Source organism: Pseudomonas sp. HMSC067G02 (assembly GCF_001813485.1).
Lineage (GTDB): Bacteria > Pseudomonadota > Gammaproteobacteria > Pseudomonadales > Pseudomonadaceae > Pseudomonas > Pseudomonas aeruginosa.
The window spans coordinates 24,660-45,695 of the sequence record NZ_KV812642.1 but is presented as its reverse complement, the minus strand read 5'-3'; the positions used below and the strand labels follow the sequence as shown (position 1 = coordinate 45,695).

General features: G+C 67.3%; 22 protein-coding genes. 10 read left to right on the top strand and 12 right to left on the bottom strand.

The window, feature by feature from the left end; all coding sequences use genetic code 11:
- The first annotated feature begins 1 nt into the window (after position 1).
- The 5 genes from HMPREF2914_RS08160 (at position 2) to HMPREF2914_RS08140 (ending at position 4,740) form a co-directional block, all read left to right on the top strand.
- Positions 2-937 (top strand): LysR family transcriptional regulator, encoded by a 936-nt coding sequence (locus tag HMPREF2914_RS08160; RefSeq protein WP_023092543.1) that lies wholly within the window; start codon positions 2-4, stop codon positions 935-937.
- Between the two features lie 151 nt (positions 938-1,088).
- Positions 1,089-2,129 (top strand): TRAP transporter substrate-binding protein, encoded by a 1,041-nt coding sequence (gene dctP / locus HMPREF2914_RS08155; protein WP_003159409.1) that lies wholly within the window; start codon positions 1,089-1,091, stop codon positions 2,127-2,129.
- A 73-nt stretch (positions 2,130-2,202) separates the two neighbouring features.
- A complete protein-coding gene (locus HMPREF2914_RS08150; protein WP_023980153.1) occupies positions 2,203-2,697 on the top strand; it encodes a TRAP transporter small permease in 495 nt (164 codons plus the stop codon).
- On the top strand, positions 2,694-3,974 hold the full coding sequence (locus tag HMPREF2914_RS08145) for a TRAP transporter large permease (RefSeq protein ID WP_003092733.1): 1,281 nt from the start codon (positions 2,694-2,696) through the stop codon (positions 3,972-3,974). Before HMPREF2914_RS08150 ends, HMPREF2914_RS08145 begins: the two co-directional genes overlap by 4 nt.
- A 4-nt stretch (positions 3,975-3,978) precedes the next feature.
- Positions 3,979-4,740 (top strand): M15 family metallopeptidase, encoded by a 762-nt coding sequence (locus HMPREF2914_RS08140; protein WP_016254291.1) that lies wholly within the window; start codon positions 3,979-3,981, stop codon positions 4,738-4,740.
- On the opposite strand, the gene HMPREF2914_RS08135 is transcribed toward HMPREF2914_RS08140, so the two are convergent.
- Positions 4,737-5,690 (bottom strand): GlxA family transcriptional regulator, encoded by a 954-nt coding sequence (locus HMPREF2914_RS08135; protein ID WP_003137870.1) that lies wholly within the window; start codon positions 5,688-5,690, stop codon positions 4,737-4,739. The two genes, HMPREF2914_RS08140 and HMPREF2914_RS08135, sit on opposite strands and share 4 nt — an antisense overlap.
- Positions 5,691-5,810: 120 nt before the next feature.
- Here HMPREF2914_RS08135 and HMPREF2914_RS08130 point away from each other — a divergent pair, with 120 nt between their 5' ends.
- A complete protein-coding gene (locus HMPREF2914_RS08130) occupies positions 5,811-6,440 on the top strand; it encodes a cysteine hydrolase family protein (RefSeq protein WP_003119300.1) in 630 nt (209 codons plus the stop codon).
- 34 nt (positions 6,441-6,474) lie between these two features.
- Here HMPREF2914_RS08130 and HMPREF2914_RS08125 read toward each other — a convergent pair whose 3' ends face one another.
- The 3 genes from HMPREF2914_RS08125 to HMPREF2914_RS08115 all read right to left on the bottom strand — a co-directional run bounded on the left by HMPREF2914_RS08125 (position 6,475) and on the right by HMPREF2914_RS08115 (position 8,099).
- The gene (locus HMPREF2914_RS08125) at positions 6,475-7,047 is read right to left on the bottom strand and encodes a putative natural product biosynthesis protein (protein WP_003122107.1); all 573 of its coding nucleotides are present in this window, start codon (positions 7,045-7,047) and stop codon (positions 6,475-6,477) included.
- 56 nt (positions 7,048-7,103) lie between these two features.
- Positions 7,104-7,580 carry a copper chaperone PCu(A)C gene (locus HMPREF2914_RS08120; RefSeq protein ID WP_003109794.1) on the bottom strand — a complete coding sequence of 159 codons (477 nt, stop codon included), beginning with the start codon at positions 7,578-7,580 and terminating at the stop codon, positions 7,104-7,106.
- Positions 7,581-7,709: 129 nt separating this feature from the next.
- Positions 7,710-8,099 carry a DUF2946 family protein gene (locus HMPREF2914_RS08115; RefSeq protein ID WP_015502430.1) on the bottom strand — a complete coding sequence of 130 codons (390 nt, stop codon included), beginning with the start codon at positions 8,097-8,099 and terminating at the stop codon, positions 7,710-7,712.
- 171 nt (positions 8,100-8,270) lie between these two features.
- Here HMPREF2914_RS08115 and HMPREF2914_RS08110 point away from each other — a divergent pair, with 171 nt between their 5' ends.
- A complete protein-coding gene (locus HMPREF2914_RS08110; protein ID WP_003092745.1) occupies positions 8,271-9,119 on the top strand; it encodes a M23 family metallopeptidase in 849 nt (282 codons plus the stop codon).
- Positions 9,120-9,204: 85 nt separating this feature from the next.
- Positions 9,205-9,600, top strand: a complete 396-nt coding sequence (locus HMPREF2914_RS08105) for a DUF4345 domain-containing protein (protein WP_003092748.1) — start codon at positions 9,205-9,207, stop codon at positions 9,598-9,600.
- A gap of 17 nt (positions 9,601-9,617) precedes the next feature.
- Here HMPREF2914_RS08105 and HMPREF2914_RS08100 read toward each other — a convergent pair whose 3' ends face one another.
- The 3 genes from HMPREF2914_RS08100 to HMPREF2914_RS08090 form a co-directional block, all read right to left on the bottom strand.
- Complete coding sequence (locus tag HMPREF2914_RS08100; RefSeq protein ID WP_003129795.1) at positions 9,618-11,033, bottom strand: PepSY-associated TM helix domain-containing protein; 1,416 nt, start codon at positions 11,031-11,033, stop codon at positions 9,618-9,620.
- Between the two features lie 64 nt (positions 11,034-11,097).
- Positions 11,098-13,269 (bottom strand): TonB-dependent copper receptor, encoded by a 2,172-nt coding sequence (locus tag HMPREF2914_RS08095; RefSeq protein WP_073668201.1) that lies wholly within the window; start codon positions 13,267-13,269, stop codon positions 11,098-11,100.
- 120 nt (positions 13,270-13,389) lie between these two features.
- Entirely contained in the window at positions 13,390-13,851 is a 462-nt protein-coding gene (locus HMPREF2914_RS08090) for a DUF2946 domain-containing protein (protein ID WP_003092760.1), read from the bottom strand.
- A gap of 479 nt (positions 13,852-14,330) precedes the next feature.
- Between HMPREF2914_RS08090 and leuA the strand changes: the two genes are divergently transcribed.
- Positions 14,331-16,001: a 2-isopropylmalate synthase gene (gene leuA / locus HMPREF2914_RS08085; RefSeq protein ID WP_003092766.1), complete on the top strand. Its 1,671-nt coding sequence runs from the start codon at positions 14,331-14,333 to the stop codon at positions 15,999-16,001.
- 69 nt (positions 16,002-16,070) lie between these two features.
- Here leuA and HMPREF2914_RS08080 read toward each other — a convergent pair whose 3' ends face one another.
- Both HMPREF2914_RS08080 and HMPREF2914_RS08075 read right to left on the bottom strand, forming a co-directional pair.
- Positions 16,071-16,403, bottom strand: a complete 333-nt coding sequence (locus tag HMPREF2914_RS08080) for a DUF5629 family protein (RefSeq protein ID WP_015502428.1) — start codon at positions 16,401-16,403, stop codon at positions 16,071-16,073.
- Between the two features lie 53 nt (positions 16,404-16,456).
- Positions 16,457-16,912 (bottom strand): hypothetical protein, encoded by a 456-nt coding sequence (locus tag HMPREF2914_RS08075; RefSeq protein WP_003107363.1) that lies wholly within the window; start codon positions 16,910-16,912, stop codon positions 16,457-16,459.
- A gap of 180 nt (positions 16,913-17,092) precedes the next feature.
- On the opposite strand from HMPREF2914_RS08075, the gene HMPREF2914_RS08070 reads away from it, so the two are divergent.
- A complete protein-coding gene (locus HMPREF2914_RS08070; protein WP_003107361.1) occupies positions 17,093-18,043 on the top strand; it encodes an aldo/keto reductase in 951 nt (316 codons plus the stop codon).
- 87 nt (positions 18,044-18,130) lie between these two features.
- On the opposite strand, the gene HMPREF2914_RS08065 is transcribed toward HMPREF2914_RS08070, so the two are convergent.
- The 3 genes from HMPREF2914_RS08065 to HMPREF2914_RS08055 all read right to left on the bottom strand — a co-directional run bounded on the left by HMPREF2914_RS08065 (position 18,131) and on the right by HMPREF2914_RS08055 (position 20,782).
- Positions 18,131-18,718, bottom strand: coding sequence for a YidB family protein (locus HMPREF2914_RS08065; RefSeq protein WP_003113804.1), 588 nt, complete (start codon positions 18,716-18,718; stop codon positions 18,131-18,133).
- Positions 18,719-18,851: 133 nt separating this feature from the next.
- Positions 18,852-19,646: an amidohydrolase gene (locus HMPREF2914_RS08060; protein ID WP_023092541.1), complete on the bottom strand. Its 795-nt coding sequence runs from the start codon at positions 19,644-19,646 to the stop codon at positions 18,852-18,854.
- Positions 19,634-20,782 (bottom strand): pyridoxal phosphate-dependent aminotransferase, encoded by a 1,149-nt coding sequence (locus tag HMPREF2914_RS08055; protein WP_004351480.1) that lies wholly within the window; start codon positions 20,780-20,782, stop codon positions 19,634-19,636. The genes HMPREF2914_RS08060 and HMPREF2914_RS08055 overlap by 13 nt, the downstream gene beginning before the upstream one ends.
- Positions 20,783-21,036 lie beyond the last annotated feature (254 nt).

The following is a 21,036-nucleotide window of genomic DNA, read 5'->3' as shown; positions in this document are numbered from 1 at the left end:
GATGATCCGCCTCAGCCAGCGCGCCCTGGCCTACCTCAACGAGGTGATCCACCACGGTTCTCTTCGCCGCGCCGCCCAGCACCTGAACATCGACCCCTCGGCCATCAGCCGGCAGCTCGCCAGCCTGGAGGAACATCTCGGCGTGCGCCTCCTGCAACGCACCCCGCAAGGCGTGGCGCCTACCGAGGCCGGCGAGCTGCTGGTGGCGCACTACCGCCAGCAACGGGCCAACGAAGAGGGCGTGCTGTCGCGTCTGTCGGCCCTGCAGGGGCTGCGCCAGGGCAAGGTGCGCCTGGCGGTCGGAGAGGGCTTCATCGCCGACCTGATCTCCCAGCCATTGCAGAGTTTCATCCTGCGCTACCCCGGCATCGAGCTGGAGGTCCGCATGGCCGGGGCCAACGAAGGCGTGGCGCTGGTCAAGGAAGACGCCGTCGACCTGGCCCTGGTCTACGCCCCGGTCGAGGACGGCGAACTGGACGTGCACGTCGACACCCGCCAGCCCCTCGACCTGATCATCCCCGCCAACCATGCCCTCGCCGGACACCGCGGCGCGGTGCCGATGCGCGCGCTGCGCGACGAGTCGCTGGCGTTGATCCACAACAGCACCGGCATGGGCCAACTGGCGGTGATCGCCGCCCAACTGGAGCGCATCGAGCTAAGGCCGAAGCTGCGCACCAACTCGGTGGCGGTGCTGACCAATTTCGTCAAGTCCGGCATCGGCGTGGCCTTCATGCCGGAGTTGACGGTCAGCCACGAGATCGAGGCCGGGCATATCCGTTGCCTGCCGCTGGCCCACCCGGCGCTGCGCGACGCCCGCGCGCGGATCGTCAGCCACAAGGGCCGCGAGCTGACCGTGGCGGCGATCGCCTGCCTGGAACACCTGCGCCGTGGCATGCGCTTCTTCAGTGGCGACGCGCCCGGGCTCTCGCAGCGCTGAGGCGTTGTCTTTTTCGCATCACGTCCGGTCTTGAATAGTCAACGAGACAACGGCTAGCGTTGCTTCGCTTTCGTGCGAGCACCCGGCCCCGCGCCCCGACAAGAAGTGCCGCCGATCCCTCGACCGTTCGGACTGCCATAAGGAAAACAACATGCACACGAATCCGCGCCGCGGCCTCGCCCGCCGCTTCGCCGCCGGACTGCTGGCCGCCGCCCTGGGCCTGGGCGGCAGCCTCGCCCAGGCCGCCACCACCCTCAACCTGAGCTATAACGGCGCCGCCGACAGCGAGAAGAACCTGGTGCACCTGTTCGCCAGCAACCTCAAGCGCCTGGCCGAGGAAAAGAGCGGCGGCGAACTGCAGTTCAAGCTCTACCCCAACAGCATGCTCGGCGAAGAGGAGCAGCGCATGGAACAGGTGATGACCGGCCCCGGCCTGAACATCGCCTCGTTCGCCGGGATCGCCCCGCTGTTCCCGGAGATCTACGTCAGCGCCACGCCCTTCATGTTCAAGGACGCCGCCGCGGCCCACGCCTTCTTCGACAGCGGCAGCTACTGGCAGGCCGCCCGCGAGGCCTTCCGCGAGCGCACCGGCACCGAGCTGCTGGCGGTGGTCGAGGAAGGCGGCTTCCTCAACTTCACCAACGGCAAGAAGCCGATCCACGGCCCGGCGGACTTCCAGGGCCTGCGCTTCCGCGCCATGGATCCCAGCCAGGTGGCGCTCTACGAAGCCTTCGGCGCCTCCGGCACGCCGATCCCCTGGACCGAGTTGTACATGGGCCTGCGCACCGGCGTCGCCGACGGCCAGATGAACCCGACCTCCTACATCATCCTCGGCAGCCTCTACCAGGTGCAGAAGTACCTGACCCTGGCCAACATCCAGTACTCCGACCAGTTCCTGGTGGCCAACGGCGATCTGCTCGCCAGCCTCCCGGCGAAGGCGCGCCAGGCCCTGCTCGACGCCGCCGCCGAAGCCACCCGGCTGAACCGCGAGGCGGTCGCCGCCCAGCAGGAGCGCGACCTGGCGTTCCTCAAGGAAAAGGGCATGCAGATCATCCAGCCGTCCGCCGATGACCTCGCCGCCTTCCGCGAGAAAGGCCAGCCGTCCTACCTGGCCTGGCTGAAGACCCAGGACATCGAGCCGCGCTGGACCGAGATGGCCTTCCGCGACGCCGGTCTCGCCACCGCCCCCTGACCTTCGCGCGTTGCCCCCCGACGGCCGCTGCCGTCGGCCGGGCGCGCCTGTCCGACTTTCCGGAGTACCTCCCATGCCGTCATTGCTCAAGGGCATGCGCGCCGCGTTGCTGAACCTCGCCACGCTGCTGTTGCTGCTCGACCTGGTCCTGCTCATCTACGGCGTGTTCGCCCGCTACCTGCTCGGCAGCTCGCCGATCTGGATGGACGAACTGGCCCGCTACCTCATCATCGGCGCAGTAATGCTGGCGCTCGGCGCGGTATGGATGGAAGGCGGGCACATGCGCGTCAACCTGCTGGAACAACGCCTGCCGCCGCGCCTGGCGCAGGTCCTCAGGCTCTACCAGTGGCTGCTGGCGCTGGCCTTCTTCGCCTTCGCCGCCTGGGTCAGCACCCGCTACGCGCTGAACGCCGGGCGCTTCCGCAGCCTCGGCCTGGGCGTCAGCCGCACCTGGCCGTTGCTCAGCCTGCCGCTCGGCTTCGGCCTGCTGCCCCTCATGCTGTTGCTCCAGGGCCCCTGGCCGCGGCAGCCGGCCAGCACCACCGTCGAGGGAGGGTCGCAGGCATGATGGCCATCGCCATGATCGCGGCCTTCGTGGTCAACCTCCTGCTCGGCCTGCCGCTGTTCCTCTGCCTGCTGCTCACCGCGCTGGTGGGGTTCCTCTTCGTCGACCCGGCGCTGTTCGCCAACACCCTGCCGCAGCGCTTCTTCGGCGGCATGGACATCTTCTCGCTGATGGCGATCCCGCTGTTCGTGCTGGCCGGCAACCTGATGAACCATTCCGGCATGACCCCGCGCCTGATGCGCCTGGCCAACGCCCTGGTCGGCCACTTCCGCGGCGGCCTCGGCCACGTCAACGTGGTCGCCGGGGTGTTCTTCGCCGGGGTCAACGGGTCCGCCGCGGCCGACGCTTCGGCACTCAGCACCCTGCTGGTGCCGGCCATGGAAAAGGAAGGCTACTCGCGGCGCTTCGCCGCCGGGCTGACCGCGGGCAGCTCGCTGATCGGTCCGATCATCCCGCCGAGCATCTTCATGATCCTCTACTCCTCGCTGACCAACACCTCGGTGGGCGAGCTGTTCCTCGCCGGGGTGATTCCCGGCCTGCTGCTGGCCGCCGCCTTCATGCTGCTGAACGCGGTGTACGCCTACCGCAACGGGCTGCAGGCGCGCCATGCGGCACCGGCCTGGGGCGAGATCCTGGCGGCGCTGTCCGGCGCCCTGACCGCGCTGATCGCGCCGGTGATCATCGTCGCCGGAATCGTCCTGGGACTGGTCACGCCCACCGAGTCGGGCGCCCTGATCGCCCTCTACGTGGCGCTGGTCGGCCTGCTCCAGCGCCAACTGAGCCTGGTCGGGCTGTGGAACTCGCTACGCGAGACGGTACGCCTGACCGCCAGCATCTACGTGATCATCGCCGCCGCCTCGGTGGTCAACTGGTTGCTCAACTACGCCCAGGTCGCCAGCGAGTTCGCCCAGTTGCTGGAACCGTTCGGCCACTCGCCGACCCTGATGCTGTTCATCATCAGTGCGGTGATCTTCGTCTGCGGCATGCTCATGGAGGAAGTCTCGGTACTGATGCTGCTGACGCCGATAGTCGCTCCGGTGGCGCTGGCCGCCGGCGTGGATCCGGTGCACCTGGGGCTGATCTTCACCCTGAACATCACCATCGCCCTGATCACCCCGCCAATGGGCGCCTGCCTGTTCATCGTGGCGACCATCAGCCGCCTCGATATCCTGGAAATGTTCAAGGGTATCTGGCCGTTCATCCTGCTGGCCCTGGGGGTACTCTCGCTGCTGATCCTGTTCCCGTCCCTGACCCTGTGGCTGCCACGCCTGCTCAATTGACACCATGACCGACTTCACCCAAGCCATCCCCGTTCTCCCGGAGCCCGACTGGCACGCCGTGGCCGGCATCCCCATCGTCGATGCCGGCACGCCGCTGGAGGCGCTCGGGCTGAGCCGTGACTTCAGCGTCTGGCCGGCCTACCACAAACTCGGCATTCCTCACGCGATCCCGGAGTGCCACGCTCGCGGCGAGGTCTTCGAGCGTCTCCTGCGGGTCGCCGCCGCCCTCCCCGGCGGCGTGCGCCTGGTGGTGCTGGACGCCTGGCGGCCGTTCGCCGTGCAGCAGTATCTCTACGACAGCCTGTCCAGCGCCCTGGCCGCGCACTACCCACGGGCCGGCGAAGCCGAGCTGGAACGGCTCACCCGCCAGTTCGTCTCGCCGCCGAGCAGCAGCCGCGAGGCGCCCAGCCCGCATCTCACCGGCGGCGCGGTGGACGTCACCCTGTGCGACGCCCAGGGCCGCTGGCTGGACATGGGCAGCGCCTTCGACGAAGCCGTGCCGGCCTCCTACACCGCCTACTTCGAACGCCTGGCGGAGCCCGACGCGCGCCAGCGACGCGTCCGCGATCATCGTCGCCTGCTCTATCACGCGATGCTCGACGCCGGTTTCAGCAACCTGCCCAGCGAATGGTGGCACTACGATTTCGGCGACCAGCTCTGGGCCTGGCACACCGGCGCGACGCAGGCGCTGTTCGGCCCGGTGCAGTTGCAGGCGATGGACGCGCTCTGGCGCCAGCAGTTGCAGAAGCGCCCTCCGGCGGACTAGGAGGCGAAGGCGCGCCGGTAGCCCAGCGGCGGCAGGCCGAACGCGGCGGAGAACTGCTGGCGCAACGACACCGCCGAACCGAAGCCGGCCAGCCCGGCGATCGCCTGCACCGAATGCTCGGTGGTTTCCAGCAGGCGCTGGGCCAGGGCCAGGCGTTCGGCCTGCAGCCACTGGCTGACGGTGGTGCCGGTGAGCTGGCGGAAATGCCGGGTGAAGGTCCGCCGGCTCATCAGCACCCGCTGTGCCAGGCTGTCCAGGCTGTGCGCCTGGTCGAGGTTCTGCCGCAGCCACACCAGCAGCTCGCCGAGACGGCCGTCCTGGGCGCTGTCCGGCAGCGGCTGCTCGATGAACTGGGCCTGGCCGCCCTGCCGATGCGGCGCCACCACCAGGCGCCGGGCCAGGTGATTGGTAGTCTGCGCACCGAGCCGCTGGCGGACCAGGTGCAGACAGCAGTCGATGCCGGCGACGGTGCCTGCCGAGGTCAGCAGGCCGTCGTCCTCGATGTACAGCACGTCGGGCTCCACCCGCACCGCAGGGAAGCGCCCAGCGAAATCCTCCGCCCACATCCAGTGGGTGGTGGCGCGGCGACCGTCGAGCAACCCGGCCTCGGCCAGCACGAAGGCCCCCAGGCACAAGCCCACCAGTTGCGCACCGCGTGCACGGGCCGCGATCAACGCATCCAGCAGCGCTTGTGGCGGACGCTCGTGTGGATCGCGCCAACTCGGCACGATCACGGTCTGCGCCTCGGCCAGCGCTTCCAGCCCGGCCTCGGCCTCGATGGTGAACCCCACCGTGGTTCGCAGCCGGCCCGGCTCGGCGGCGCAGACACGCAGGTCGAAGGCCTGCGCGCAAGGGTCGTAGCACTCCTGGCCGAACACCAGGCAGGGCACCGACAGGTGGAACGGACTGATGCGGTCGAAGGCCACCACGGCCACGGACTGGCGGGACATGCGCACCTCGGTGGGTATGAGCGGGTTGGCCCGATTCTAGCGAAAGTTGTCTCTCAGGCCACTCACTCGCTACGCCGCACCGGGACCAGAATCCGCCTCACCCACTCAGGAGGAAACGCCATGTCCACACGTCAACCCAAACGCGCCTTGCTGGTCATCGACGTACAGAACGAATACGTCAGCGGCAACCTGCGTATCGAATTTCCCGCCATCCAATCGTCGCTGGAACGTATCGGCGCCGCCATGGATGCCGCCTACGCGGCGGGCATCCCGATCGTCGTGGTGCAGCACCTGGCACCGGCGGACTCGCCGTTGTTCGCGCGCGGCAGCCGGCAGGCCGAGCTGCACGAGGTGGTCGCCTCGCGGCCCTACCAGCACAAGGTGGAAAAGCAACTGGCCAGTTCCTTCGTCGGCACCGGGCTGGCCGACTGGCTGCGCGAACGCGACATCGACACCCTCGCCGTGGTCGGCTACATGACCCAGCACTGCGACGACTCGACCATCCGCCAGGCGATCCACGAAGGCTGGCAAGTGGAATACCTGCACGACGCCAGCGGCTCGGTGCCCTACCGCAACCGCGCCGGCCAGGCCAGCGCGGAAGAGATCCACCGGATCTTCGGCATCGTCCTGCAGTCCTCCTTCGCCGCCGTGCTCAGCACCGAGGAATGGCTGGAAAGCCTCGCCGGCCGGCACGTTCCGGAACGCGACAACATCTACGACTCCAACCAGCGGGCCCTGGCCAACCGCTGAAACGGCGCCGCCCCGTACGCGGGGCGGCGAGCGCTCAACCGACCAGCGAGCCGCGCGCCGGTAACGGCTTCCAGCCCGGAAACTCGCGCAGCCGCGGGTCAGGCACCGCGCAATAGGCGAATGTCCAGTTCGGCGCCGGCAGGTCCAGGCGCTCCAGCGGCACGCGCGTGCCGGCGCCGGCCTGCGGCGCCTTCCAGTCCTGGGTGATGTGCGCACCGCCCTGGCTGGCCAGGAGGATGCCGCGGTTGGCGCTGGTGTCGTCCACCGTCCAACGCGCGGCGGAGGCGTCCATCAGCACCTCCAGATGCTCGTCGGTCACCTTGGCGCCGAACGGCGACTGCAACAGCCAGCAGTACAGGCGCAGGTGCATCGCCCAGTTCCAGGCGGCCTTCTGCTCGGCCGCCCATTGCAGGAAACCGCGGAGGATGGTCAGGCCATCCGGCGGATCGATCTTCAGCAGTTCCGGGCAAAGGTCGTAGAGATGGTGCCAGGCGCTGCTCAGGCGCTTGTTGAGCTGGTCCGGACGCAGGGTGGAGTTCTTCGGCGGCAGGCTGGGAGCCACCACCAGGCCGGTCTGCGCCGGCAAGGGATATCTGTTGCTGTTCATGCTCTGAACCTCGCACGCAAAGGCGGGGCGCCGGGCGCCCCTGCTCGACACGGCGCTCAGTGGCCGTGCTGCTCGTGCCCGCCCTGTTCGGCCGGCGCCTTGGACTCGACGACGATTTCCACCGGCACGTCGCCGGCCTTGCGGAAATGCAGCGTCAGCGGGAAGCGCTCGCCGGCCACCAGTGGCTGCTTCAGGCCCATCAGCATCAGGTGGTAGCCGCCGGGAGCGAAGCGCAGGTCCTTGCCTGGTGCGACGTCGACGCTGTCGACTTTCTGCATGCTCATCATGCCGTTCTTGTGCACATGCTCGTGCACCTCGGCGGAAGCCGCGCGCGGCGTGTCAGCGCCAAGCAGGGTGTCGTTTTCCTTGCCGTGGTTCTGCACCACGAAGTAGGCCGCGCCGTTCGGCGAGGTCGGCGGCAGGGCCAGCGCCCAGGGATGCTCGATGTGCAGTTGGCCGGCGCTGTACTCGTGGGCCTGGGCGAAAGCGGAAACGGCCAGCAGGGCCGCGGCAGCGAAGAAGGATGTGCGCATGGTGACTCTCCAGTAGCGTATGACCGGTCTTTTTCCGTCGGACCGGCGATTCCATGGGGGAAGCTAGGGTATTGCGCCGCGACCTGCCCCGACCCGAAGGTCCAGGTTGTCGAAGGCGCGGGGGAGGAGTCAGGCGACAGGAGAGGCGCGCGGATTGGCGAGGCGCCAATAACGCAGGGGAGGCAGGTCGGTGGCGGAGAAAGCGTTACGGGCCGGGCTGGCCAGCGGCGCCAGCGGCAATGCCGGCCAGGAGGCGACCAGTCCGGGCGTGCCGGCGGCGCCGGCGCAGCAGCAGAGGTGCGGGGCCAGGCTTTCGTGGTCGTCGGGAAGATCGATGTCCTTGAGCGCGGCGCTCAGCTTCAGGCGCAGCAGCGAATCGGACGAGGTGCTGCAGAAGCCGCCGAGCAGCAACGAGGCGCGCTCCTGCGTCGTCAGCGCCTGCGAAAGCGGCACCACGAACAGGTTCATCAGCACGGCCAGGCTGGCCAGCCAGGCCACGGGGCGCCGTGACAGGGGCATCGTCGGTTCTCCGGAGAATGGGCCCTTTATGCCTGAGCGCGGGGCAAAAGTAAAAACGCCGGGCGCGACAGAGTGCCGCAGGTGAAAACGTTTGCAACCCTTGCGGGCTTTCCCCCGCCGCGCTCTTCCGCCAGCATAGACGGCTTTGACGCCCGACGAGTCGAGAAGCCGATGCCCCGCACCCTAGCCTTCGTTTCCACGCTGTTGCTCGCCGCTTTCTGCGCCCTGCCCGCCCAGGCCGACAGCTTCATCATGCGCCTGCTGAACAAGCCGGTGCCCGGCGGGGTGGCGGTGGTCGACCTCGGCGAGGAAGGCCCGCCGCCGCGGGCCTTCTACCAGGGCAAGCCGGTGCTGGTGGTGCGCGAGGAAGGCCGCCGCTGGATCGCCGTGGTCGGCATCCCGCTGAGCACCAAGCCCGGCCCGCAGAAGCTGGAAGTGCGAGCGGCGACCGGCAACCACGAGGAACGCTTCAGCGTCGGCAGCAAGCACTACCGCGAGCAGCGCATCACCCTGAAGAACAAGCGCCAGGTCAATCCGCTGCCGGAAGACCTCAAGCGCATCGAGCGCGAACTCGCCGAGCAGACCGCCGCCTACCGCCGCTTCAGTCCCGGCCTGCCCAGCAACCTGATGCTCGACAAGCCGGTCGACGGTCCGCTCTCCAGCCCCTTCGGCCTGCGCCGCTTCTTCAACGGCGAAGAGCGCAACCCGCATTCCGGTCTAGACTTCGCGGTACCGGCCGGTACGCCGATCAAGGCGCCGGCGGCCGGCAAGGTGATCCTCATCGGCGACTACTTCTTCAATGGCAAGACGGTGTTCGTCGACCATGGCCAGGGCTTCATCAGCATGTTCTGCCACCTGTCGAAGATCGACGTGAAGCTCGGCCAGCAGGTGCCGCGCGGCGGCGTACTCGGCAAGGTCGGCGCCACCGGCAGGGCCACCGGACCGCACATGCACTGGAACGTCAGCCTGAACGACGCGCGAGTCGACCCGGCGATCTTCATCGGTGCCTTCCAGCCCTGAGAAGTGAGCAACGCGGCGCCGGCTGAGGTCAGAAGGAACAGGGGGCGCGTCGATGCGCCCCTTTCATGACCAAGGGAGACACCGCATGACTCACCCGCTTCGCCTGCTCTGGCTGTGCTCGGCACTGTTCGTGGTCCTCGGCCTGGGCTTCGTCTTCTTCCCCGGCCCGCTCGCCTCCCTGCTCACCAGCGGCGAACCGCTCACCCCCGCCGCCCTCACCGACCTGCGCGCCAGCTACGGCGGCACCAGCTTCGGCATCGGCCTGCTGCTCGGCTATGCCGCCCTGCGCCCCCGCTACCTGGTGCTCGGCCTGCTCGCCGCCCTGGCGGTGATCGCCAGCGGCGGCGCGGCGCGTCTCTACGGTGTGCTGATCGACGCCTCGCCGGCGCTAACCACCTTCCTCTGGCTCGGCGCCGAGGCGCTGCTCTGCGTGCTGTTGCTGGCGGCACTCTGGAAGACCCGCCAGCTCGACCTCGACTGAGCACCGGGCAGCAGGTCTCAAGCCAGGACCCGGCGAACCGCCGGCAGCCGCGACAGCACCAGCCAGTCCAGCGCCCAGACCAGCAGGAGCGAGGCCCCCACCAACGGGAAGGCCACGCTCAGCGCCAGCATGATGGCGATGCCGGTCTTCCAGCGCGGCAGCTCGTGGCGCAGCGGCGGCACGCCAAGGCGTCCGGCCGGCTTGCGCTTCCACCAGATCCACAGGCCGCTCGCCGAGCTGAGCAGGATCGCCAGGCAGACCGCGAGCATCAGCAACTGGTTGCCCAGGCCGAAGAGCTTGCCTTCGTGCAGCACGACGCCCATCTGCACGCTCCTCGCCACCGCGTTGTAGTCCTGCCAACGCACGTCGGCGAGAACCTTGCCGCTGTACTGGTCGATGTGCAGGGTGGCGTCGTGGCGCGGATCGTCGGGGAACACGGAAATCGTGTAGACCCCCTCCATCCCGCTCGGCAGGGCGATCCCGTAGCCCGCCGCCACGCCGCGCTCGCGGGCGATATCCACCACCCTTTGCAGAGGGATGCCCGCCGGCATCGGCATGTCCATCGGCATCGCGTGCCCGGCCTGGGCGGAATGCCCGCGATGCTCGGCATGGGCGTCGGCCGCCGGCGGCTGCGAGCGCGGCAGCGGAGTGTTCTCCAGCGGCCAGGGCACCTGCTGGCGCGACGCGCTGTTGAGGCTACCGGCCTGCATGTCGGAGGTCGGCACATCGTTCCACATCGCCGCCGGGAAGCGGTTCCAGACATCGGCGAACTGCTTGCCCCAGTAGCCGGTCCAGGTCATCCCGCTGAGCAGCATGAACAGCAACAGCAGGCTGCCCCAGAACCCGGCGACCACATGTAAATCGCGCCACAGCGGTCGTCCGCGCAGGTGCAGGCGCGGCCAGAACAGCGCGCTCGCCGCCCGCCCGCGCGGCCACCACAGATAGAGACCGGAGACCACCAGGACGATGCCCCAGCCGGCGGCCAGCTCGATCAGCCGGTCGCCGACGGTCCCGACCATCAGCTCGCCATGCAGTGCCCGGGCCACCGCCTGGAGATTCAGTTGCGCATCCTGGCGGCCGAGTTCGCGTCCGCTGTAGGGATCGACGAAGAGGTTCCATTGCCTGCCCTCTTCGCCAATCACGAATTGCGCGCTGCGCCCCGCCTCGCTCGGCGGCAGGTACTGGCTGACGGCGGCCTGCGGGTGCGCCTGGCGCACCCCGGCGAGCAACTGGTCGGCGCTGCGCATCTGCGCACCGGCCTCGACCCGCAGCAGTTGCGGATAGAGCAGCGCATCCAGTTGCGGCTTGAACAGGTAGACGATTCCGGTCAGCGCCAGCAGGATCATGAAGGGCGCGACGAACAGGCCGGCGTAGAAATGCCAGCGCCAGGCCAGCGCATAGAAGTCACGGCCGTTCTTTTCGTTCGATTGCATGGATCACCTCATCGGAGCGCACGTAGGCAAGGCGGGCCCCGCTGGACGGGGCCTCGTTGAAGGTTCAGAAGCTGAAGTCGACCTTGGTCCAGAAGGTCCGGCCCGGCTCTGGAACCGTTTCGTTGGCGGAGAAACCGAAGCCGGCGTCGCCGGCCTTGTTCAGGTGCTCGGTGTAATCCTTGTCGAACAGGTTATCGACACCGGCGCTCAGCTTGACGTTGCGAGTCACCCGGTAGGCGCCGTTGAGCGAGAAGACGCCGAAGCCGGCGCTCTTGTCGAAGTCCTTGCCGACCACGTTGCCCTGGTCCCTGGCGATACGATTCTGCGGCGCGACCACCCGCCACAGGCTGCCGGCACTCCAGTCGCCTTCCTCGTAGGTCAGGCCGAAGCGCGCTTCCAGCGGCGGGATCTGCGGCAGCGCGCGGTCGTCCGAGCTGTTCTTGCCCCAGGCATAGGCCAGGCTGGCGTCGGTCTTCCAGTTGCCGGTGAGCTGGTAGGAAGCGCCCAGCTCGCCGCCCATGATCCGCGCGTCGACGTTGGTCGCCTGGGTCGAGGAGCCCATCATGCCCTCGCGATAGCTGAACAGGATGAAGTCCTGGACCACCCCGACGTAGCCGGAGGCCCAGGCCTGCAGCTTGTCGCCGTTGTACTGGAGGCCGAAGTCGAGCTGGGTGGTCTTTTCCGGCTTGATCTTGTCGAAGGCGTTGACCGACCCGTTCGGCCCGCGCTTGGGCGAGAACAGCTCCCAGTAGTCGGGGAAGCGCTCGGCATGGCCAAGGCCGGCGTAGAGGGTGGTCGGCGAGTCGGCGAGGTCGTGCTCGTAGCGCACGAAGCCGCTGGGCAGGGTATCGGCGCGGGTGTCGTTGGCCGTCGGGTTGGCCATGGCGTGGCCCATGTGCCCGGACTTCAGGGTCTGCCGGTAGTCCTTGACCGAGGCGCGGTCCAGGCGCAACCCGCCGATCAGCCGGTCGCGCTCGGCGGCGAACCAGGTCAGTTCGCCGAAGGCCCCGTAGTTGTGGAACACCGCGTCCTTGCTCCAGGGGAACTGGTCGGCGTCGGTGTAGTAGTCGGTCATCATGTCGTACTTGGAGCCGCGCGCGCGGTGCTCGTTGCGCATGGCGTCGACCCCGGTGACCAGCTTGAAGTCGTCCCAGCGCCAGGTGGCCGCCAGGCGACCGCCGAGGGTGCGTCGGTCCACCTGGGACGCCATCGGCATGGGCATCATGCTGGACGGGTCGGGAGTGCGCAGGCGGAAGTTGTCCATGATGTGGTCGGCGTAGTTGTAGTAGACCTGCGCCTCGACCTTCTCCAGCACATCGCTGACGTTCGATTTGACGAAGCGCAGGCCCAGGCTCTCGCGCTTGAACTGCGAGCCGTCCATGCCGCGCCCGGCGTAGCGTGCCTCGCCGTCGCCCTTGCCGGCGGTGAGTTCGATCAGGGTGTCCTCGTCGGGGGTCCAGCCGACCGCGACGTCGCCGTTCCACTTCTTCCAGCGCGACGGCACGGTATTCCCGGCGCCGTCCTCGTAATCGTCGGACTGCGCGTGGTTGCCGGTGAAGCGCAGGTAGCCGAGCCGGTTGCCGGCGGCGGCGTCCAGCACCTTGTCGAAGCGGCCATTGGAGCCGGCCAGCAGGCTGGCGTTGACCCGCGAGCCGAGTTCGCCGAAGCGCTCCGGCTCACGCTCGAAGAGGATCGTCCCGGCCGACGCGCCCGGCCCCCAGAGCACCGTCTGCGGGCCCTTGATCACGGTGAGCTTGTCGTAGGTTTCCGGCGAGATGTAGGAGGTCGGCGCGTCCATCCGGTTCGGACAGGCACCGAGCATCATGCCGCCGTTGGTGAGGATGTTCAGGCGCGAACCGAACATCCCGCGCAACACCGGGTCGCCGTTGCTGCCGCCGTTGCGGATCACCGCGAAGCCGGGAATGGTCTTCAGGTAGTCGGCCCCATCGCTGGCCGGCACCGGTTGGCGCGGCTCCTTGGGATTGGTGACGATGGTCAGCGGCGAACTCTGGGCGACTCCGGTGACCACGCTCGGCGCCAGCTCCACGGCGTGTTCCTGGTGCTGGGAGTGCTCCTCGGCCAGAAGCGCCGACGGAGACAGGGCCAGGCCGCACAGTGCGGCGAAGGCTCCCGCCCAGCGGCGGCGTTGTGCGAGACGGGCAGGGTCGAAGCTGAAAGCGGCGGTCGGGCAGGCGTTGCCGGCCGCTCGTTGTTGAGTAGACATACGTTTTTCCATGATCTATGTGACTTCCGCCCCGCCCCCACGGCGAGCAGGCACGCGGCCAGGCTCGCGTCACCGGCGCGGCGAAGACGCGCCGGTGCCCCCAGGAAGCGGCGGCTATCGGATTGAAAGAGGTCAGGCGATCAGGAACGGCGGCGCACGGGTACGGGCGCCGGGAAACACCGGCGAGGCGACGAACGCCTCGTTCAGGAAAGCGACGGCGGGCGCCGTCGCGAAGGGAACGGAGAACAGCGCCAGGCAGGCGTCTTCGGTGAGCGGCGGGCTGTGGAACAACAGGCTGCAATAACCGCACTTCTCCCAGAGCACGTCGCTGGCCAGGCGATTGCCTTCCTCGCCGCCCATCCCCGGCATGCCGGCATGGACGACGGAGCGCTGGGCATCGGAACAGCCGGCATGGGCCATGTCGCCATGGTCCATGTTCTCGTGGGACATGCCTTCGTGGCCCATCCCCACGCCCATCGGCATCGGGTGGTCCATCGGCATCGACTGGGAGATCAACGGCCCGACGAAGATCATCAGCATGGCGAACAGAGCCAGCCATGCACCGATGCCTTGTCGTTTCAGAGTGGTCGCCACCTGCGACTCCCGCCGTCTTGAATGAAGACCACCGCGTAGCGGGCCGGATGGCCGCTCGCGCCGGGTCATGCCGAAAAGAAGAATGCGCCTGTCGTTATACGCCCCAGGCACGGGGAACGAAATGATCGCACAAGGGCGGCTGGCTCTTCTGCGGCATGGGGCCGCAGAATTTTCCATTGCGGAGAGCGTGCCGGCGGCGCAATCGAGGACAAGCTTTCATCGCCGAGAAAGAATAAAAACCCACAAAAGCCGCACAAATGGGAAATTCTACTAATTTTCCTTTAATGCTTGCCATTCAAATGCAGTCTCACTAGTGTGGTACGCATGAAAACACCACACACCCTCATCCTGCTCCGCCAACACGCCTGCCTGTGCCTGGTCAGCCCGCGACTGCGTGGCTGAGCGACGCTTCTCTTCATCTCGTCACTGCGTTCGCCTGGCCCCGCCGGCCCAGGAACCGACTCCAAAGGATTAGCCCCATGAGCATGTTGAAAGACCCTTCGCAGAAATACCGCCCATTCCCGGCCATCAATCTGCCCGACCGCACCTGGCCGTCGAAGACCATCACCGAGGTGCCGATCTGGTGCAGTTCCGACCTGCGCGACGGCAACCAGTCGCTGATCGAACCGATGGACGCGGCGAAGAAGATGCGGTTCTTCAAGACCCTGGTGCAGGTCGGCCTGAAGCAGATCGAAGTGGCCTTCCCGTCGGCTTCCGATACCGACTTCAACTTCGTCCGCGAGTTGATCGAAGGCAACCACATCCCGGACGACGTCACCATCCAGGTGCTGACCCAGGCCCGCGAAGACCTGATCACTCGCACCTTCGAATCCCTGCGCGGGGCGAAGAAGGCCATCGTCCACGTCTACAACGCTACCGCCCCGTCGTTCCGCCGCATCGTCTTCAATCAGGACAAGCAGGGCGTCGTGGACATCGCCACCAACGCCGCGAAACTGATCAAGAAGCTGGCCGCGGAGCAACCGGATACCCAGTGGTCGTTCCAGTACTCGCCGGAAATCTTCAGCTCTACCGAGCTGGAGTTCTCGGTGGAGGTCTGCAACGCGGTGATCGACGTCTGGCAACCGACCCCGGACAACAAGATCATCCTCAACCTGCCGGCCACCGTGGAGTGCGCCACGCCGAACGTCTACGCCGACCAGATCGAATGGTTCGGCCGCCACGTCGACAAGCGTGACAGCGTGATCATCAGCCTGCACACCCACAACGACCGTGGCACCGGCGTGGCCGCCACCGAGCTGGGCCTGATGGCCGGCGCCGACCGCGTCGAAGGTTGCCTGTTCGGCAACGGCGAGCGCACCGGCAACGTCGACCTGGTGACCCTGGCCTTGAACATGTACACCCAGGGCCTGCATCCGCAACTGGACTTCTCCGACATCGACGCGGTGCGCAAGGTGGTCGAAGAGTGCAACCAGTTGCCGGTCCACCCGCGCCATCCATATGTCGGCGACCTGGTCCATACCGCTTTCTCCGGCTCGCACCAGGATGCCATTCGCAAGGGCTTCGCCCAGCAGAAGGAAGACGCGATCTGGGAAGTGCCATACCTGCCGATCGATCCAGCCGACATCGGCCGCGACTACGAAGCGGTGATCCGGGTCAACAGCCAGTCCGGCAAGGGCGGCATCACCTTCCTGCTCGAACAGGAGTACGGCATCAGCCTGCCGCGGCGCATGCAGATCGAGTTCAGCCAGGTAGTGCAAGGCGAGACCGACCGTCTCGGCCTGGAAATGACCGCACAACAGATCTACTCGCTGCTGGAAAACGAATACCTCAAGGCGACCTCGCCCTACGTCCTCGCCAGCCATCGCCTGCAGGAAGAGAACGGCACCAGCGCCGTCGACCTGGAAGTCTCCTTCGACGGCGAGAAGCAGCACTGGCGCGGGATCGGCAAGGGACCGCTGGAAGCCTTGGTGGCCGCCCTGCCGGTCAAGGCGGAAATCATGGACTACCATGAGCACGCCATCGGCGCCGGCGCCAATGCCAAGGCCGCGGCCTATATCGAGATCCGCCTGGAGGGCCAGCGCCCGCTGCACGGCATCGGCATCGACGAGAACATCACCACCGCCAGCTTCCGCGCCCTGTTCAGCGCGCTGAACCGCGCGGTGACCCAGGCCGAGGCCAAGGCGGCCTGACCGGCACGGAAGGAAAAAAGGGAGCCAGGCGGCTCCCTTTTTTCATGGGCATCTTTCAGCTGAGTCGCTTCACTCATCGTCGCCGCTGGCGCTGACCGCTCCCAGGCAACGGAGCTGGTACGCCCCCTCCCCTGTGGTCAGGCGCCAGGACTCACCATCGGCCTGGGGCTCGGCTTCCATCACCGCGTTGTAGGAAAAACGCCACTCGCGACGGGTGCGTCCATCCAGGCTTTCCACCGCCAGCACCCAGTCTTCGCTGGCGAACGGCTGGTCGGCTTCCGCCGCCAGGTCCGCCTGGTCCAGCAGGTTCTCGTTGAGTTCGAAGCGCCAGGCGTGCAGACCGTCGATCTCGAGCATGTCGGCGGTTTCCAGTTCATCGAGCAGGTAGCGTTGTGTAGTCATGGCCAGCCATCGCGGATAAAGAACTCATGATAAGGCAAAGCGCGGGCTGCCCCTCACACCACCAGCATCACCACCGGGATCGCTACCGACAGGACCACCAACATGAACAGCAGGCCGATCCCCGCCGCCCGCCAGTTGGAAATGAACGCTCCGCCCGCTGCCTTGTGGCTGTCCAGGGCCGGACCGAAGGCTGATTTGGCGTAGTAGACCATGCCGAATATCTGCGCCACCGTGAAGCCGATCGAGGGGATGTTCTCCGGCAGTATCGCGCCCAGAACTGGCAGCAGGACGAACAGGCAGAGGCCGACCAGCCAGGTTTTCCCGACTTCCTGCGCCCGTCCCAGGCGACGGAGATTCACCGCCGCGAGGAAGGCACCGGCCAGGGGCGTGCCGATGAAGGTACCCAGACCGATCGCGGAAAGCCTGTACAGCGGCTCGCCATGGGTGGCGTCAGGCTCGTCCAGGCGGGCCTCCGGTGGGCGGAACGGATTCTCGGTGTCGCTGTTCATGCGTGTGCTCCCTGCGGATATTTACTGAAGCTTTACCAGGGCCGGCATTGGAAAATCCCGGCAACCGGCAGAGTCTATAGGACGCTGCGCGCCGGCTGAACATTCCGCGCCCGCCGGGAGTCACAGCAAGACGTGCGAACGAAAGCGCCCACACAGGACCGCACTCAGGAGGGATGACGCATGACCACACGCAAACTCGGCAACTCCGGCCTGGAGATACCGGCACTGGTATTTGGCGGCAACGTCTTCGGCTGGACTGCCGACGAAAGCACCTCCTTCAGGCTGCTGGACGCCCTGCTCGACGCCGGCCTGAACTGCATCGACACCGCCGACGTCTATTCGCGCTGGGTTCCCGGGCACCAGGGCGGCGAGTCGGAAACCCTCATCGGCAAGTGGCTGAAACGCACCGGCAAACGCGACCGCATGGTGATCGCCAGCAAGGTCGGGATGGACATGGGCAATGGCCACAAAGGCCTATCCGCCGCCTATATCGAGCAGGCCCTGGAGCGCTCGCTACGACGCCTGCAGACCGACTACCTGGACCTCTACCAGTCGCACACCGACGATCCCCACACCGACCTGGAGGAAACCCTTTCCACCTATGGCGAACTGATCAAGAAAGGCAAGGTACGGGTCATCGGCGCCTCCAACTACGACGCCCGGCGCCTCCTCGAAGCGCGCCAGGTCAGCGCCCGGCTTAACCTGCCGAGCTACCAGAGCCTGCAACCCGAATACAACCTGTACGATCGCGCCGACTACGAGACCAACCTGGAGCCGACGGTGGAAGAACTCGGTATCGGGGTGATCAGCTACTACTCGCTGGCCAGCGGCTTCCTCAGCGGCAAGTACCGCAACCAGGCCGACACCGCCGGGCGAGCCCGGGGAGAGAAGGTGAAGGGTTATCTCAACGAGCGCGGCGTGGCCATCCTCGCGGCGCTCGACGAAGTGGCCGAGCAGTACAACGCCAACCCGACCCAGGTCGCCCTGGCCTGGCTCATCGCTCGCCCGACGGTGACCGCGCCGATCGCCAGCGCCACCAGCCTGGAACAGCTCGACGACCTGATCGCCGCCACCCACCTGAAGCTCGACGAACAGGCGATCCACCGCCTGGACAGCGCCAGCGCCTATTGACCGACCTGCCGTCGAGGGCGGCCTCGCCCCGTTGAGTGGAGCGGATAACCGTATCGCGGCTATCCGCTCCGCATCGACGGGAAAGCCTTAGCTGAAGCGCGCCAGCAGCGAACCGATGTCCAGGTCGCCCTGCGGCGCCTGGCCGTCCGGCGTCAGCTTGTTGACCAGTTCCGGCAGCAGGCTGCTCAGGTGTTCGGCCGCCTCGCCCTGGCTGACTCCGGCGGAGTCCGCCAGTTGCTGCAATTGACCGTCGCCGAAGACCCGGGAAATGTCCGCCGCCGACACCGACTGGTTCGGCCCACCGCCGATCCAGGAATTCAGGGCATCGCCCAGGCCTGCGTTCTGGAGCATCTGGAACAACCCGCCGAGTCCGCCCAGGGAGCCGGCCTCCACGCCCGGCGCCGCCTGCCCGGCACCGCCCGCGGCGCCACCGAGCAGATCGCCGAGGACGCCACCCAGCCCGCCGCTCGCGGCCCCGCCGCCGGCACCACCAAGGATGCTGCCCAGCGAACCGAGCAGACCACCGCCATCGCCACCGCCCTGTGCCGCACCGCCCTGGCGCGACATCAGCATGGTCACCAGCCCGATCAACAGGGCCACTTTCGGATCGCGAGCACCTCCCTGTCCTTCAGAGCCACCCAGCGCCGAACCGAGAATCGAATCGAGCAGTCCCATTGGTCTTCCTCCTGATCTGATGCCCACGGCGCGCCGCCGCGGGATACGGGTAACTCCATTCCCGGCACTGCGCCATCATGCGCAGCGCCGGGTCATGGCCTCGGACATCGACCGGAAGCGGACGTTCCGGCACTCAAGGATGGATTTCGAAGCGATCCGCGTCCATGTAGGCCGGGAAACGCTGGCGATAGGCCGCCAGTGCCGCCGCGTCCAGCCGGACGCAGAACACGCCGTCGGCGTCCGCCGCGTTGAACAGGCTGTCGCCCTGGAAGTCCAGGACCTGGCTATCCCCAGCGTAGCGCAAGGCGTTGCCGTCTTCGCCGATACGGTTCACCGCCACCACGTAGCAAAGGTTCTCGATCGCCCGCGCCGGCAGCAGGCGGTTCCAGTGCTGTCGACGAGGCGCGGGCCAGTTGGCGGTGTAGAGCAACAGGTCGGTGTCGTGCGGGTCGCGGCTCCACACCGGGAAACGCAGGTCGTAGCAGATCAACGGGCGCACCCGCCAGCCCTTGAGTTCGAACAGTTCCTGGCGTTCGCCGGGACTGTAGTGCTCGTGTTCGCCGGCCATGCGGAACAGATGGCGCTTGTCGTAGTGCAGCATCTCGCCGTCCGGGCGCGCCCAGAGCAGGCGGTTGCGATGGCTGCCGTCGGCGAGCTGGACGATCAGGCTGCCGGTGACCACCGCACCAAGGCGCCGGGCCTGCTCCAGCAGCCAGGCATGGGTCGGCCCCAGCTCGGGCTCGGCCTGCTCGGCCGAAGCCATGCTGAAACCCGTGGTGAACATCTCCGGGAGGACCACCAGGTCGGCGCCGGCGGCGCTCTCCAGCAGGGCGGCGAAATGCTCGCGGTTGGCCTGGGCGTCGTGCCAGGCCAGGGAGGATTGGACCAGGGCGATGTCCAGGTCCGGCAGAACCGTCAGATCGCGCATAGCTTTTCCGCTGCCTGACGCAGCGTCTCCTCGCGTTTGGCGTAACAGAACCGGACCAGCCGCATGGCGTCCGGCGCCTTTTCATAAAACACCGAAACCGGGATCGCCGCCACTCCGTGTTCGCGGGTCAGCCACTCGGCCATGGCCACGTCGTCCAGGTCCGGACGGACGGCCGAATAGTCCACGCACTGGAAGTAGGTGCCCGGCGCACGGGTGAAACGGAAGCGAGAGTCCAGCAGCAGGTCGCAGAACAGGTCGCGCTTGGCCTGGTAGAAACCGGGCAATTGCCGCAAATGTTCGGGATGGCCGGCCATGTAGTCCGCCAATGCCCATTGCAGCGGCGTGACGCCACAGAAGTTGACGTACTGGTGGACCTTGCGCAGCTCCGCGCTGAGCGCCGGCGGCGCGACCACGTAGCCGGTCTTCCAGCCGGTGACGTGGTAGGTCTTGCCGAACGAGCTGACCACGAAGGAGCGCGGATACAACTCGTCGTGGGACAGCACGCTGGTATGGGCGACACCGTCGAACACCAGGTGCTCGTAGACCTCGTCGCTGATCAGGTAGATATCCCGGTCGCGAATCAGCGCGGCCAGGCGGTCCAGCTCCTCGCGGCTGATCAGCGCGCCGCTAGGGTTGTGCGGGGTATTGATGATGACCAGCCGGGTACGCGGCCCGATGGCCTCGGCCATGCGCTGCCAGTCGATGGAGAAGTCCGGCAGCGCCAGCGGCACATGCACGCAACGCCCGCCGGCGAGTTGCACGGAGGGTTCGTAGCTGTCGTAGGACGGGTCGAGTACCACCACTTCGTCGCCCGGATGGACCAGCGCCTGGATCGCGCTGAAGATCGCCTCGGTCGCCCCCGGCGTGATGGTCACCTCGCTGTCGGCGCTCACCCGGCGTCCATAGAACTGCTCGATCTTCTTCGCCACCTGCTCGCGCAGGGCCGGCAAGCCGGTCATCGGCGCGTACTGGTTGTGCCCGGCGGCGATATGCCGGCCTACCGCCTCGCGCAGCTCCGGCGGACCGTCGAAATCGGGAAAGCCCTGGGAGAGGTTGATCGCGCCACACTCGGCGGCCAGTTGCGACATGCGGGTGAAGATGGTGGTGCCGACATTCGGCAGCTTGCTCTGAATCATCGGGACTTCCTGCAGAGACTCGCCGGACGACAGCCCGGCCAGACGGGTGGCAGGGCAGGATAGCCGATCCGGGAGCGACGCTGCAGGGGCACGCCTTAGAAAAAACCGTGGCCGCTTCAGGTCAGAGGGGAATATGGGCCAGGCGATGGCGCAGGACGAACAACCGCCTCGCGATCATTCGTCGCCACGACAGGGCATCGGCGGTCAACGCCGGCGGCCTGGTTCGTCCCGCGGGCTACAGCCGCGGCCAATGA